Annotated in this window: 14 protein-coding genes; 7 read left to right on the plus strand and 7 right to left on the minus strand. The window is 64.5% G+C overall.

Annotated features, from left to right (window positions below; translation table 11 throughout):
- The first annotated feature begins 421 nt into the window (after positions 1 to 421).
- Positions 422 to 1,525: a 3-isopropylmalate dehydrogenase gene (gene leuB / locus NKI99_RS27675; RefSeq protein WP_023814440.1), complete on the plus strand. Its 1,104-nt coding sequence runs from the start codon at positions 422 to 424 to the stop codon at positions 1,523 to 1,525.
- A gap of 4 nt (positions 1,526 to 1,529) precedes the next feature.
- Positions 1,530 to 2,006, plus strand: coding sequence for a GNAT family N-acetyltransferase (locus NKI99_RS27680; protein ID WP_023814441.1), 477 nt, complete (start codon positions 1,530 to 1,532; stop codon positions 2,004 to 2,006).
- Here NKI99_RS27680 and NKI99_RS27685 read toward each other — a convergent pair.
- Complete coding sequence (locus NKI99_RS27685) at positions 2,003 to 2,665, minus strand: DUF805 domain-containing protein (RefSeq protein ID WP_023814442.1); 663 nt, start codon at positions 2,663 to 2,665, stop codon at positions 2,003 to 2,005. The genes NKI99_RS27680 and NKI99_RS27685 overlap by 4 nt on opposite strands.
- A gap of 63 nt (positions 2,666 to 2,728) precedes the next feature.
- A complete protein-coding gene (locus NKI99_RS27690; RefSeq protein ID WP_128304295.1) occupies positions 2,729 to 3,439 on the minus strand; it encodes a DUF805 domain-containing protein in 711 nt (236 codons plus the stop codon).
- Between the two features lie 182 nt (positions 3,440 to 3,621).
- Here NKI99_RS27690 and NKI99_RS27695 point away from each other — a divergent pair, with 182 nt between their 5' ends.
- Positions 3,622 to 4,989, plus strand: a complete 1,368-nt coding sequence (locus NKI99_RS27695; protein ID WP_352442591.1) for a glycosyltransferase — start codon at positions 3,622 to 3,624, stop codon at positions 4,987 to 4,989.
- Positions 4,990 to 5,087: 98 nt separating this feature from the next.
- On the opposite strand, the gene NKI99_RS27700 is transcribed toward NKI99_RS27695, so the two are convergent.
- On the minus strand, positions 5,088 to 6,962 hold the full coding sequence (locus NKI99_RS27700) for a DEAD/DEAH box helicase (protein WP_128304293.1): 1,875 nt from the start codon (positions 6,960 to 6,962) through the stop codon (positions 5,088 to 5,090).
- A gap of 457 nt (positions 6,963 to 7,419) precedes the next feature.
- Here NKI99_RS27700 and NKI99_RS27705 point away from each other — a divergent pair, with 457 nt between their 5' ends.
- Positions 7,420 to 8,454 carry an aspartate-semialdehyde dehydrogenase gene (locus NKI99_RS27705; RefSeq protein ID WP_023814446.1) on the plus strand — a complete coding sequence of 345 codons (1,035 nt, stop codon included), beginning with the start codon at positions 7,420 to 7,422 and terminating at the stop codon, positions 8,452 to 8,454.
- 174 nt (positions 8,455 to 8,628) lie between these two features.
- On the opposite strand, the gene NKI99_RS27710 is transcribed toward NKI99_RS27705, so the two are convergent.
- Positions 8,629 to 9,036 carry an ACT domain-containing protein gene (locus NKI99_RS27710; protein WP_128304292.1) on the minus strand — a complete coding sequence of 136 codons (408 nt, stop codon included), beginning with the start codon at positions 9,034 to 9,036 and terminating at the stop codon, positions 8,629 to 8,631.
- A 157-nt stretch (positions 9,037 to 9,193) separates the two neighbouring features.
- On the opposite strand from NKI99_RS27710, the gene NKI99_RS27715 reads away from it, so the two are divergent.
- The 3 genes from NKI99_RS27715 to NKI99_RS27725 all read left to right on the plus strand — a co-directional run bounded on the left by NKI99_RS27715 (position 9,194) and on the right by NKI99_RS27725 (position 11,041).
- Positions 9,194 to 10,123 carry a bestrophin family protein gene (locus NKI99_RS27715; RefSeq protein WP_352612821.1) on the plus strand — a complete coding sequence of 310 codons (930 nt, stop codon included), beginning with the start codon at positions 9,194 to 9,196 and terminating at the stop codon, positions 10,121 to 10,123.
- 109 nt (positions 10,124 to 10,232) lie between these two features.
- Positions 10,233 to 10,643 (plus strand): DoxX family protein, encoded by a 411-nt coding sequence (locus NKI99_RS27720; protein ID WP_128304291.1) that lies wholly within the window; start codon positions 10,233 to 10,235, stop codon positions 10,641 to 10,643.
- A 134-nt stretch (positions 10,644 to 10,777) separates the two neighbouring features.
- On the plus strand, positions 10,778 to 11,041 hold the full coding sequence (locus NKI99_RS27725) for a YMGG-like glycine zipper-containing protein (RefSeq protein WP_023811331.1): 264 nt from the start codon (positions 10,778 to 10,780) through the stop codon (positions 11,039 to 11,041).
- An 81-nt stretch (positions 11,042 to 11,122) separates the two neighbouring features.
- Here NKI99_RS27725 and rpsP read toward each other — a convergent pair whose 3' ends face one another.
- Genes rpsP through ffh form a run of 3 tightly spaced genes read right to left on the minus strand, consistent with a single transcriptional unit; the run spans position 11,123 to position 13,532 of the window.
- A complete protein-coding gene (gene rpsP / locus NKI99_RS27730; protein ID WP_023811330.1) occupies positions 11,123 to 11,524 on the minus strand; it encodes a 30S ribosomal protein S16 in 402 nt (133 codons plus the stop codon).
- Between the two features lie 51 nt (positions 11,525 to 11,575).
- Positions 11,576 to 11,902, minus strand: coding sequence for a chorismate mutase (locus tag NKI99_RS27735; protein WP_023811329.1), 327 nt, complete (start codon positions 11,900 to 11,902; stop codon positions 11,576 to 11,578).
- Between the two features lie 7 nt (positions 11,903 to 11,909).
- Entirely contained in the window at positions 11,910 to 13,532 is a 1,623-nt protein-coding gene (gene ffh, locus NKI99_RS27740; protein ID WP_128304290.1) for a signal recognition particle protein, read from the minus strand.
- Positions 13,533 to 13,549: the final 17 nt, after the last annotated feature.

Below are 13,549 nucleotides of genomic sequence, written 5' to 3' on the forward strand. Positions count from 1 at the left end.
TACGGGCGACTTCGCCAAGCCAAGGTCCGGGCGGCCGCCCGGACCTTGGCTCAATCGCTCTAATCCCACGAAATCTCTCTCGTGTTGATCAATGGGGCCCGCGACGCGGTCGGAGAGGGGGACTGGCGCTACGGTAGCCAGACCAGCGATTGCCGCGGGCTAAGCCAGCGCCCTACGAAAGCCCCCTCTCCGGCCGCGTCGCCGCCCCCACACCCCCCCCCCGCCCGCCCCCCCCCCCCCCCCCCCCCACCTCTCCCCCGCCTTCGGCGGGGGCGAGGAACCCAGGTTCTGAGAAGCCTGGCGCGGCGGCATGCGGCATAGCTGCGCCTGTTCTGCGCCGCAGTGTTTTTCCTCCCCTTGCATGCAACTCACTTGGCGTTTAGCAAAGCGCCGGTTCAAATTCTTTCTGGGACGGTTCTCCATGGCAACGAAGCATCTTTTCCTGCTCCCCGGCGACGGCATCGGTCCGGAGGCCATGGCCGAGGTCAAGAAACTGATCGCGGTCATGAACGACAAGCTCGGCAGCGGTTTTGCCACCGATGAGGGGCTGGTCGGCGGCTGCGCCTATGACGCGCATGGCGCGGCGATCTCCGATGCCGACATGGAAAAGGCGATGGCGGCCGACGCGGTGCTGTTCGGCGCCGTCGGCGGTCCGAAATGGGATGCGGTGCCCTACGAGGTGCGCCCTGAGGCCGGCCTGCTGCGCCTGCGCAAGGACATGGAGCTGTTCGCCAATCTGCGCCCGGCCATCTGCTATCCGGCGCTGGCGGCGTCCTCCTCGCTCAAGCAGGAGGTGGTCGAGGGTCTAGACATCCTCATCGTGCGCGAGCTGACCGGCGGCGTCTATTTCGGCGAGCCGAAGCAGATCATCGATCTCGGCAACGGCCAGAAGCGCGGCATCGACACGCAGGTCTACGACACGTTCGAGATCGAGCGCATTTCGGGCGTCGCCTTCGAACTGGCACGCACGCGCAAGAACCACGTCACTTCGATGGAAAAGCGCAATGTGATGAAGTCGGGCGTGCTGTGGAACGAGGTCGTCACCCAGACCCACAAGGCGCGCTATTCCGACGTCAAGCTCGACCACATGCTGGCCGATGCCGGCGGCATGCAGCTGGTGCGCTGGCCAAAGCAGTTCGACGTCATCGTCACCGACAATCTGTTCGGCGACATGCTGTCCGACATCGCCGCCATGCTGACCGGCTCGATCGGCATGCTGCCGTCGGCCTCGCTCGGCGCGCCTGACGTGAAGACCAAGAAGCGCAAGGCGCTGTACGAGCCGGTGCACGGCTCGGCCCCCGACATCGCCGGCAAGGGCATCGCCAACCCGATCGCCATGATCGCGTCCTTCGCCATGTGCCTGCGCTATTCCTTCGGCATGGTCGAGGAAGCCGACCGCGTCGAAAGCGCGATCGCCGCTGTGCTCGACGCGGGCCTGCGGACGAAAGACATCATGTCCGATGGCATGACCGAGGTCGGTACGGTCGAGATGGGCGACGCGATCATCGCCAAATTCCTGGGCTGATATCGTGACGGTCGACGTCCGCTGGGCGACGATCGAGGACGCGACGGCGCTCGCGGCCATATTGTGCGAGATGGCGGTTCACTACCGGCAGCCACCTCTCGATGCCGGCCGGGCCGTGTCTGCCGCACGAAAATGGCTTGGCGAGGAAAGCCCGGCCTATCTGCATTTCGCGCTTGCCTTCGTCGACGGCGAGGTCAGCGGCCTGGCGTCGGTGGCGATCGCGCACCCCGGTATCGATCTCGAGCGGCTGCTGTTCCTCAAGGACCTGTTCGTGCGCGACAAAGCCCGCAACGCCGGCGTCGGCCGGGCGCTGATCGGCTTTCTCGCCGATCATTGCCTGCGCGAAGGCATCGGCCGCATCGACCTGACCACCGAGGACTGGAACGAGGGCGCGCTGCGTTTTTACGGCCGGCTTGGCGCCGAGCGCCACGGCCAGAAGGTCTTTCTCAGGCTTTCGGGTGAGGCGTTGAAAAGCGGCTAGATCCTGACGCCTGCCGGCACTGGTCCCCAAGGATTTTCGCCCACCTGGGACGGCAGAAGTCCGAAGACCAGCAAGGCAATGCTGCCAATGGGAGTGATGAAGCCCAGCAGTGCAAACCAGCCGCTCAGACCCGCGTCATGCACACGCCGCACGACGAGGGCAATCGACGGCAGGATCAATCCCGAAAAGAAAACCAGGAAGGGTATGAGCCCTATGGCCCTCATCGTCGTCCTGTCCGCATTGGTTTTGAAGCCATTGAACGCTAGGTCAACGAGTATTCCGAAGCCTAGAAGCGCCAATATCCCGAGGGTGTAGAATAGCCAGAAGGCCCAGAATTCCTTGCGGCGGGCGCGACCTTTGAAATTGCTATAGTCCGCAATTATCGCGCGCCAGAAGTAAGCCCACAGACCCATGGAATAGGCGGGCCTGCTCTCGGCCGAACGGCGTGGCTGGCCCGTGCTTGGCGATGGCGCTGTCGGGGTGACGGCGACTATATCGTGCGCCGTACCGTCATCCGGTTGAAACTCGACAAGGGTGCCCCTGGCGAGGGTCACTTCATGGCTCACATCGTCACGGGCAAAGATATAACGCTTGCTGTCGATTCCGTCGATGTAGCCGTAGTCCTGATCCTGATCGTAGTGGAATATCGTGCCACGCATGTTTCTCCCCCGCGTTGCGCAAATACTACCCAGGGTTGTTTGTGATTGCAATACACGTGGCGGCTAAATCCTGACACCCGCCGGCACCGGCCCCCACTGGTTTTCCCGGGCCTGCGTCGGGATCAGCGCGAAGACCAGGATGATCAGGCTGCCGATGGTCGGGATCAGGATCAGCAGGCTGAGCCAGCCTGACAGGCCGATGTCGTGGAGCCGGCGCACGATCATGCCGAGGCTAGGGAGCAGTGTCGCCAGCAGGAACGTGCCGCACAGCCCGACCGTTATCGCGCCCGAAATATCACTGTCGAAACCGCCCATATCCATATCGGTGTACAGGCCGATGCCGCCGATGATCAGCAGGCAAACCGTCCAGAACAGGCAGTAGCCCCAATATTCCTTGCGGCGGGCGCGGCCGGCGAAATTGAAGTAGTTCTGCGTCACGCCGCGCCAGAAATAGCCCCAGAGATCGCTGGGTTCGGCCGGCTCGGAGGAGCGGCCGAAATGCTGTGCCGGGGGCGGGGTTGCCGCGGCCTTGCTGCCGGCTTGAGTCGGTGCGGGGTTCGTGCCGGCGTCAGTGGCCGAAGTAGCGGTCGGAGCAGCGATCGAAAAGACGTCGCGCGCCTGGCCGCCACCCGGCTGGAACTCGACGGCCGTGCCTTTGGGCATGGCGGTCTGCCGGCGCAGGTTCTCGCGGGTGAAGGTGTAACGGTTGCCGTCGGCCCCGGATATGAAGCCAAAGCCTTGGTCCTCGTCATAGTGAAGCACTTCGCCCCGCATTTGCCACCCCCCCCGCTCGCCACGTCCAGCCGAAGGTTGCACAGGCCCGAGCCGATGGGCAAGCCAGCATAGCTACCCTCTTCGCGGCAAATGAAGCATAAGGCATCGAGTGCAACCGCCTTCGGCAGAAGCAGAACATGACAGTCGAGAGTCCTGACAGTAAAACCGTGATTGAAGATGGAGTGGAAAGACCTCCCAGGCTGGCCATCGACGCCACCGGCCTAACGTTCTGGCCGTCCGGCCAGGGACTTGTCGGCATCCCGCGGGTGGAAAGCTTTCTCGTCAGCGCAGCCCTGGCCGATCCCGACCCTTGCGTAGAGGTGGTGGCGTTCCGACCGTGGGAAGGCCGGTTTCGCCCCCTCGCTCCTTTCGAGCAGGACCATGTCGCGACGGGCGAGATTTCACCCTGGCGCCTCAAACGATGGCCTGGGAGACGCACGGCGATGTCGCAGGCCCTCGAAGCGGTGAGGCAGCAGCCATGGGGCAAGCGCGACGCCGACCGCCATCTCGCAAAGACGGTGACCCATGGCCGCAAAGGGATTGCCTATCAGGCGACCAGGCTGCTGATCCGGGCCTATCGGCTGTACCAGCGGGCGCGGACCCGGTCGGCCCCGCGTCAGGTTCCAAGCCAACCGGACGAGACTGAACGCGGCTTTGTCCTGATCAGCCATCACATTCTGACCGGGGACGACCGAGCCGCCGTCTCCGGGCGCGCCGGTGGCCTTGCGTTTCTTTGCCACGACCTCATCCCGACACTGCGCCCCGACATGGTTGGTATGAGCCCTGGCGAGGCTCGCTACGGGTCATATCTCGAGCACCTCGTGCGTTCCGGCGCGCCGGCATTTTGTGCATCCGACGAAGTTGGTGCGACGCTGACCGATCATATGCAACAGGCAGGCGTCACGCAGCCGGTGGTATATCGGTTTCCGATGCCGTCCATCCTGTACGAAACGGCTTCGCGCATGGGCGAGACTTCGCGCATCGAGGCCGACGAGCCGTTCGTGCTCTATTGCTCGACCATCGAAGTGCGCAAGAACCACATCCTGCTGGCACGGATATGGCAGCAGGCGCTCGACGAGGGCGTCACGCTGCCGCGGCTCGTCTGCGCCGGGCGCTGGGGCTGGATGATCGATCCGCTGCGCGCCTATCTCAAGGCCCATCCGAGATTGCTTGAGCGGGTTACGTTCACCGGAGCGATCAGCGATGAGGAGCTCATCCGATATTATCGCAGCGCTTCCTTTGGCGTCTTTCCCTCGCATATCGAGGGCTGGGGCTACGGCGCCTCGGAATGTCTCGATTTCGGCGTTCCCGTCATCGTCTCGACAGCGCCGGCGTTGATCGAGGCGAGCGGCGGGCTGATGCCGGTGGTCGATTCCAATGACCAGGCCGGCTGGTACGCTGCAATCCGCAGGATGGCGGAAGACCCGGACTGGCGCTCGTCGCTGACGGAACGCATCGCAAAGCAGCATCGCCCGACGGCGGCATCGGCCAGCTGGGCTGCCATCAAGGCTGGCCTGCAGGCAAGCGCGTCGCTCCGGCCGAAGTCCTAGAGCAATTCTAGGAAAAGTGTGAAGCGGTTTTCCGTCTAGAATTGCGTCAAAACAAAGAGTTAGAGCAGATCGCCGTTTCCGTGAAACGGTGAAATGCTCTAGGTGGGCCGCTTCTTCGCCTTCTTGTGCTTGGGCGCGCCGGTGGTGTCGAATTTCGGCTTGCCCGGCTTCTTCGCCCATGGCTTTGCCTCATGCGCGGTGGCCGGGCGCTGATCGACTGCTGCTGGTGCACGTTTTTCGAATTTGCGCTTCGGCGCGTTGGGGTCGAACGGCGCCTTGCCGCGATGCGGCTTCTTGTCGGGGCTTGGCGGCTGGTAGCCGGCGCGCGACAGATCGGGCGTGCCCTCGAGCCGCTTCACCAGGATGTTGCCTTGCAGCTTGCGATCGGGACCGATCGCGGCCAGGAAGCGGTCGGCCCAGTCGGCTGATATCTGCACGTAGGTCTCTTCCGGCTGCATCTTGATGGCGCCGATCTCGCGCTTCGAGATGCTGCCGATGCGGCACAGCATTGGGATGAGCCAGCGCGGCTCGGCATTTTGCCGGCGCCCGATCGACAGCGAGAACCAGACGCTGTCACCGAAATCGTCGCGGCGGCTGGGCGCCTCGTCGCGGCGCGCGAAACCTTCGCCTGCCGGTCTTTCACGCGACGGCGTGAAGGGCGCGATCTCCATGAGGTCCTCGGGCGCCGAGCGGCTGGCGCGGCACTGGCGCACGAAGGCGGCAGCCACTTGCTCGGCGCCATGTCTTGCGAGCAGCGCGTCGATGAAACCGCGCTCGTCTTCCTTCACCGGCTCGTCGAAAACCGGATCGGCCAGGATGCGCTCGTCGTCGCGCCGCATCACGTCGTCGGCCGAGGGCGGGCTCGCCCATGTCGCCTTGAGGCCGGCGTTCTGCAGCAGCCGCTCGGTGCGCTTGCGGGCGCTGTTGGGCACGATCAGCGCGCTGACGCCCTTGCGTCCGGCGCGGCCGGTGCGGCCGCTGCGGTGCAGCAGCGTTTCGGGGTTGGTCGGCAAATCGGCGTGGATGACCAGTTCGAGGTTGGGCAGGTCGATGCCGCGCGCCGCGACATCGGTGGCGATGCAGACTTTTGCGCGGCCGTCGCGCATTGCCTGCAGCGCATGGCTGCGCTCGTTCTGGCTGAGCTCGCCGGAGAGGGCGACGACGGAGAAGTTGCGGTTGTTGAAGCGCGCGGTCAGATGATTGACGGCGGCACGCGTGTTGCAGAACACCAGCGCGTTCTTGGCTTCGTAATAGCGCAGAACGTTGATGATGGCGTTTTCCCGGTCGGGCTGGGCGACGCTCAGCGCCCGGTATTCGATGTCGAGATGCTGCTTCTCCTCGCCGGCGGCCGAGATGCGCACCGCATCGCGCTGATAGCCCTGCGCGAGCGTGGCGATCGAGCGCGGCACCGTGGCCGAGAACATCAGCGTCCGGCGTTCGGCAGGAGCGGCGTCGAGGATGAATTCGAGGTCTTCGCGAAAGCCCAGATCGAGCATCTCGTCGGCCTCGTCGAGCACCACCGCCTTCAGCGCCGACATGTCGAGCGAGCGCCGGGTGATGTGGTCGCGCAGCCGGCCGGGCGTGCCGACGACGATATGGGCGCCGCGCTCCAGCACACGCCGCTCCGAGCGCATGTCCATGCCGCCGACGCAGGAAGCCACGGTTGCGCCGGTCAACTCGTAGAGCCATTCCAGCTCGCGCGTCACCTGCAAGGCGAGTTCGCGCGTCGGCGCCACCGCCAGCGCCAGCGGTGCGGCGGCGTGGCCGAAGCGCTCCGCGCCCTCAAGCAGGGTCGGCGCCAGAGCGAGGCCGAAGGCCACCGTCTTGCCGGAGCCGGTCTGCGCCGAAACCAGCGCATCGGCCTCGCCGAGTTCCGGCGCCACAACCGCCTTCTGGACGGGCGTCAGCTCGGAATAGCCGCGTTTTTCCAGCGCCCTTGCCAGCGCGGGAACGAGTGCATCGAAGTTGGACATCTTACTCTTTCGGAATTCGGATTCTTATATGCCCAGCAATGGGCCTGTCTTCGGCGGGCGTCGGGACGCTCCATGAGCCGGATGGTCATGCCGTTCGTACTTCGTGCCGCCGCGATTGTACAGGGCAACAGGACGCTCATCGCAATTGACTCTTGACGCAAACCGCGTAAAAGCCCGCTTTGAACGGGATCGTTTTTTCGATGCGCGGCCTTTTGATGGCTCTTCTTGCATTCGATGCCCCCAGCCTCAATGCACATCATTGGGCCGGGCGCGTCGGCGCGTCCCCTCGTTCCAGCAAAACCCCATTCTTGGCCAAAAAAACTACCAAAACCACCACCAAAACGGTGTGACTCCCTTGGCCTAACCACCCTCTCCCGGGTTCGGCCCGGGGGACGGAACCCGCATCGGCCAGCGGGTTTCTCCAAAAACCAAGCGGAGAGGGACAGGAGATTTTTCGATGAGTTTCAAGGTAGCGATCGTCGGCGCCACGGGCAATGTGGGCCGGGAAATGCTCAACATACTGGAAGAGCGCGGCTTTCCGGTAAGCGAAGTCGTGGCGCTGGCGTCGCGGCGCAGCCAGGGCACGGAAGTGTCGTTCGGCGACCGCACGCTGAAGGTGAAGACGCTCGACCAGTATGATTTTTCCGACACCGACATCTGCATCATGTCGGCTGGCGGCAGCGTCTCCAAGGAATGGTCGCCGAAGATCGGCAAGCAGGGCTGCGTCGTCATCGATAATTCGTCGGCCTTCCGCTACGATCAGGACGTGCCGTTGATCGTGCCGGAAGTGAACCCGGACGCGATCTCGCTGTTCACGCGCAAGAACATCATCGCCAATCCGAATTGCTCGACGGCGCAGCTGGTAGTGGCATTGAAGCCGCTGCATGACTTCGCCACCATCAAGCGTGTCGTTGTCGCCACCTACCAGTCGGTGTCGGGCGCCGGCAAGGAAGGTATGGACGAACTCTTTACCCAGACCCGCGCGGTCTTCGTCGCCGATGGCGTCGAGGTCAAGAAGTTCACCAAGCGCATCGCCTTCAACGTCATCCCGCACATCGATGTCTTCCTTGATGACGGCTCCACCAAGGAAGAGTGGAAGATGGTCGCCGAGACCAAGAAGATGCTCGACCCCAAGATCAAGCTGACGGCGACCTGCGTGCGCGTGCCGGTGTTCATCGGCCATTCGGAAGCGGTCAACATCGAGTTCGAAAAGCCGATCACCGCCGACGAGGCGCGCGATATCCTGCGTGAAGCCCCAGGCTGCCAGGTCTTGGACAAGCGCGAGGACGGCGGCTACATTACGCCGCTGGAATCGGCCGGCGAAGACGCCACCTTCATCTCGCGCATCCGCGAGGATTCGACCATCGACAACGGCCTGTCGATGTGGATCGTCTCCGACAATCTGCGCAAGGGCGCCGCACTCAACGCGGTGCAGATCGCCGAGCTGCTGGTCGAGCGTGGACTGATCCAGCCGAAGAAGAAGGCGGCTTAGTTTTCGCTCACGGGCCGTATCGCCGCTGCCGCGGCGGGCCCTCCGCGGGGGCGCCGGACGACCGGCGGCCCGCAGTCGCGGGCTCGGCCTTCGGCCGGGTGCTGAAGGTTAGCGAAGGCATTGATGGATGCCGATCTCCCCACGAGGGGGAGATCGGCAGCTCTGGCCGATGCGCTACGCTCTGTTCTCCCTGGCCAGCTGGTTCAACAGCCCCAGCGCCTCCTCCGCCCGGTCGACCGGCACGAACAGATGGTCGTGGTAGAAGGCCGAAACCGGGTTCACGCCCATGCCGGCGGCGGCGAGGCGCGTGGTGATGGCGGCGAGAAAGCCGACGGCTTCCAGCGACGAATGGATGTTGAGCGTGACCATCCGGCAGCGGAATGACGCGGTCAGTGCCGCAGCGATGGCCTTCTCCTCGTCTACGATCAGCGTCATGCCCCCGCGCTCACGAAACACCATCACCGGCTCGAGGCCTTCCGGCTGAACGACGCCAGGCGCCAGCGTGGCGAAGACATAGGTGCATGCCAGCAGCTCCGGCGTCATCGATGCCAGCAGTGTCTTCAGATCGGTCTCGCCGGTCATTTTTCTCTTCTCTCGACTGAAGTGGTGGGCCGCAGCCCGCAACTCCTCAATATCCACGCCCGTCGGGTGCCGATAGCCTGCAAGGACGACATGGCGGTGTCGCTGGCGGCTGGGCTTGCAGAGCTGTCGCATCGCACAATAAAGGAGGTGAGGGCCGATGGCGGTCCGTGAAAGGCCTTCGATGATCGTTCGCCCGCGCCCCACATTCCTACAGCTGTTCTTCATCATGCGCGGTTCGGTCGTGCCACGCATCCTGCCGCAGATATTGGGCTTCGCGCTTTATTCCGCGATCATCCTGGCCGTGGCGCGCCGGTTCCAGCTTGATTTCAGCGTCTTCAACATCACGCCTTTCGGCCTGGTCGGCGTGACATTGTCGATCTATCTCTCGTTCCGCAACAACGCCGCCTACGACCGTTGGTGGGAGGCGCGCAAGCTGTGGGGCGCGCTGGTCTTCGAAATGCGCAACCTGGCACGCGCCACCACCAGCCTCATACCGGACCAGACCGAACAGCGCGCCTTGCTGATGGAAGCGCTCGCCTTCTGTCATTTCCTGCGCGGGCAGTTGCGCAAGATCGACAGCATGAAGGATGCCCGTGCCTTCATCGACGCCGAGGCGGACAAGGCAGCAGCCTTTTCCAATCCGGCGGATGAGATGGTCAGGCGCATGGGCCGGCGTGCCAATGCCCAGCGCCGGGCGGGCGACGTCGACACGATCGGCTTTCGTATCCTCGATGAGAGGCTCGCGTCGATCGCCGCCATCCAGGCTGGCTGCGAGCGGATCGCCGGCACGCCCTTGCCGTTCGCCTACACGCTGTTGGTGCATCGCACGGCCTATATCGTCTGCCTGCTGCTGCCGATCGGCCTGATCTCGACCGCCGGCTGGGCAACGCCGCTGTTCACGGCGCTGATCGCCTACACCTTCTTCGGCCTCGACGCGCTTTCGGAAGAGCTCGAGGATCCGTTCGGCACCGAGGCCAACGACCTCGCCCTCGACGGTCTCTGCCGCGTCTGCGAGATCTCGGTATTCGAGGCGCTGGGCGAAACGCCGCCGAAGATGATCCCGGCGGAAAAGTTCTATTTTTCGTAGGCGAAGGCGCGCGGGTTTAAAAGAATCCGCCCCGCTGTCGGATCGCGGCCCCATGCCACGTCCTTGGGTCGACCCCTGCGAAAGGGCTCGACCATCAGGAGGGACCACCATGAGCATTTCCGAAACCGCGCCCGTCTCGCCGGGCGCTTTGTGGACCGGCCGCGTGCTCAGCGGCGTCATCGTGCTGTTCATGATCTTCGACGGCGTCATCAAGCTGCCGCCGCTCGATGTCGTCACCCAGACGATGGTGCCGCTCGGCTGGCCGGCCGATGCCAATGTCGCGCGCATGCTTGGCGTCATCGGCCTGATCTCGACCGCGCTCTACGCCTTGCCGCGCAGCGCGGTGCTCGGCGCCATCCTGCTCACCGCCTATATGGGCGGCGCCATCGCCACCAATGTCCGCGTCGATAACCCGCTGCTCTCGCACATTCTGTTCGGCGTCTATCTCGGCATTATCCTGTGGGGTGGCCTGTATCTGCGCGATGCCAGGGTCCGCGCGCTGATCCCGTTCAGCCGATAGATCCGCTCGAAGCATCGCTTTCAACTCGAAGCCTGGAACCCTTTGCCGGGCAATGTCTTAGGGATCGAATCGCCGAGTTGCGAGTTAGAGATTCGCTTGGCGGCGGAGGCGGCTCCTATCGGAGAGGAACGACGATGAAGAAAACGATGCTTTTGATGGCGCTTCTGGTGCCGCTCGCCGCTTGTTCGCAAACGGAAAAAGGCGCGGCCGTTGGCGGCCTCGGTGGCGCTGCCGTCGGTGCGGCGGTCGCTGGCGATCCGGTTGAAGGCGCCGTCGTCGGTGGCGCCGTCGGCGCCGTTGCCGGTGCGCTGATCGGCCGGGCAAGCGAGAGCGGCGAATGCCGCTATCGCGATCGGCGGGGCCGCGTCTACATCGACCGCTGCCCGAGCGGTTATTGATAGGCAGCTCTTACAGACAGAACCGGACAGCAAAACGGCGGGCCTTGGCCCGCCGTTTTCCTGGATGCGATAGGGCAATACTTATTCGGCGGTGGCGGCTTCCGCCTCGGCCGGTGCTGCTGCGGCGGCCGCAGCCGCGGCAGCGGCGTCTTCCTGCGCCTTCTTCAAGAGCGAAGCACGTTCCTGCGCCTTCTTGCCCGGCTCGGCCTTCTTCGGGTTGGAGCGGGCGTCGCGCTTGACGAGGCCGGCTTCGTCGAGGAAGCGCAGCACGCGGTCGGTCGGCTGGGCGCCATGCGCCAGCCAATGCTTGACGCGGTCGGCGTCGACCTTGACGCGTTCGCCGTCCTTGGGCAGCAGCGGGTTCCACGAGCCGATCGATTCGATGAACCGGCCGTCACGCGGCGAACGGGCGTCGGCAATGACGACGTGGTAGTAAGGACGCTTCTTCGAGCCCGCACGGGCCAGTCGGATCTTCAAGGGCATTTATTTTCTCCTAAAAAGGCTGATTTGGTTGATCGGTTGGTGGCTGGTTTCTCAGCCGGCTTTCATCACGCCGTTGGAAGCGGCGATCTGTTCGTGGTGGCGGATCACTTCGCGGACGACGAAGTTGAGGAATTTTTCCGCGAAATCCGGGTCGAGATGGGCATCCTTCGCCAGCTGGCGAAGCCGGGCGATCTGCTGCTGCTCGCGTGCCGGGTCGGCCGGGGGCAGGCCATGCGTCGCCTTCAGCACACCGACCGCCTTGGTGCAGCGGAAGCGCTCGGCCAGCATGTGGATGAGGGCCGCGTCGATGTTATCGATCGAGGCGCGGTAATCGGCCAGGAGAGCGCGGGCGTCGGCCATGTCCTTCTCTTCGTTCATGGCGTCCTCACTTCTTCTTGCCAAGGCCGGGCAGCCCGCCACCGCCGAGGCCGGGAAGCCCGGGGAGTTTCATGCCGCCGGGCAGACCTGGCACGCCGCTGGGCAGGCCACCGCCGCCGGGAAGGCCTTTCATGCCGCCGCCAAGGCCGGCTGCCTGTGCCTGCTTCTGCAAGGCTTCGAGCTGCTTAGGGTCCATCTTCGACAGGTCCGGCATGCCGCCGCCCATCATGCCGCCACCCATGCCCCCGGGGCCGCCGGGCATCATGCCGCCGAGGCCCATCTTGGAGGCGAGGCCGCCCATCATGCCGCGCATCAGGCCGCCGCCTTTGCCCTTGCCGCCCATCGCCTTCATCATGTCGGCCATGCCGCGATGCATCTTGAGCAGCTTGTTGATTTCGGCCGCGTCGGTGCCGGAACCGGCGGCGATGCGCTTCTTGCGCGAATGCTTGAGCAAATCGGGATTGGCGCGCTCGGCCTTGGTCATCGACGAGATGATGGCGAGCTGGCGGCCGAACATCTTGTCGTCGAGACCGGCGGCGGCCATCTGGTCCTTCATCTTGCCCATGCCGGGCATCATGCCCATGATGCCGCCCATGCCGCCCATCTTCGACATCTGCTGAAGCTGGCCGGCGAGATCGTTCAGGTCGAACTTGCCCGACTGCATCTTCTTGGCCATCGCCGCCGCCTGTTCGGCGTCGATGTTCTCGGCGGCCTTTTCGACGAGCGAGACAATGTCGCCCATGCCGAGGATGCGGTCGGCGATGCGCTTGGGGTGGAATTCCTCCAGCCCGTCCATCTTTTCGCCAGTGCCGATCAGCTTGATCGGCTTGCCGGTGACGGCGCGCATGGAGAGTGCAGCACCACCGCGGCCGTCGCCGTCCATGCGGGTCAGGACGAGGCCGGTGATGCCGACGCGCTCGTCGAAGCTCTTGGCCAGGTTGACGGCGTCCTGGCCGGTCAGCGAATCGGCGACCAGCAGGATTTCGTGCGGGCTCGACACCTTCTTGATGTCGGCCATCTCGACCATCAGCGGCTCGTCGATATGGGTGCGGCCGGCGGTGTCGAGGATGACGATGTCGTGGCCGCCGAGCTTGGCCGCCTGCACGGCGCGGCGGGCGATGTCGACCGGCGACTGGCCGTCGATGATCGGCAGCGTGGCGACCTTGACCTGTTCGCCGAGCTGGCGCAGCTGCTCCTGCGCAGCGGGGCGCCGCGTGTCGAGCGAGGCCATCAGGACCTTCTTGTTCTGACGCTCGGAAAGACGCTTGGCGATCTTGGCCGAAGTGGTCGTCTTGCCGGAACCCTGCAGGCCGACCATCATGATGACGACCGGCGCCGGGGCATTGAGATCGATGGCGACGCCTTCGGCGCCGAGCATGTCGACCAGTTCGTCATGGACGATCTTGACGACCATCTGGCCGGGCTTGATAGACTTGACCACGGCAGCGCCGACGGCCTTCTCGCGCACCTTGTCGGTGAAGGAGCGCACCACTTCCAGCGCCACGTCTGCTTCGAGCAGCGCCCGGCGCACCTCGCGCAGCGCCGCCGAGACATCAGCCTCCGACAGGGCTCCGCGGCCGGTCAGGCCGTTCAGGATCGAACCAAGACGTTCCTGTAGCGATTCAAACATTCGTTTTCCTTTTCCCT

Source organism: Mesorhizobium sp. M0239 (assembly GCF_040321815.1).
Lineage (GTDB): Bacteria > Pseudomonadota > Alphaproteobacteria > Rhizobiales > Rhizobiaceae > Mesorhizobium.